This is a genomic window from Macrococcus bovicus, from assembly GCF_004359575.1.
Lineage (GTDB): Bacteria > Bacillota > Bacilli > Staphylococcales > Staphylococcaceae > Macrococcus > Macrococcus bovicus.
This window is the reverse complement of record NZ_SCWF01000040.1, coordinates 1-392: the sequence shown is the minus strand read 5'-3', so window position 1 is coordinate 392 and position 392 is coordinate 1. Positions and strand designations below refer to the sequence as shown.

Here is a 392-nt window from a genome sequence, read left to right as displayed (position 1 = left end):
CCATTAACTTTTTTTGTGAAAAAATTTAAACAGGCGAAGTCTTCAATAAGTGAAGATGTCCAAATTATAAAAAATACATTCCAAAAAGAAAAGTTAGGTACAGTAATTACTACTGCTGGCGCAAGTGGTGGTGTTACGTATAAACCAATGATGAGTAAAGAAGAGGCGACTGAAGTTGTTAATGAGGTCATTACTCTATTAGAAGAGAAAGAACGTTTGTTACCTGGCGGATATTTATTTTTATCAGATTTGGTAGGTAATCCATCGCTACTAAACAAAGTTGGTAAGTTAATTGCCAGTATTTACATGGAAGAAAAATTAGATGCTGTTGTTACCATTGCGACAAAAGGTATTTCATTGGCAAATGCGGTTGCTAATATTTTAAATTTACC

At 33.2% G+C, this 392-nt stretch carries 1 pseudogene; it reads left to right on the top strand.

Going from position 1 to position 392, the window contains the following annotated elements:
- A pseudogene (locus ERX55_RS11325) lies at positions 1-392 on the top strand (pur operon repressor); the annotation flags it as partial.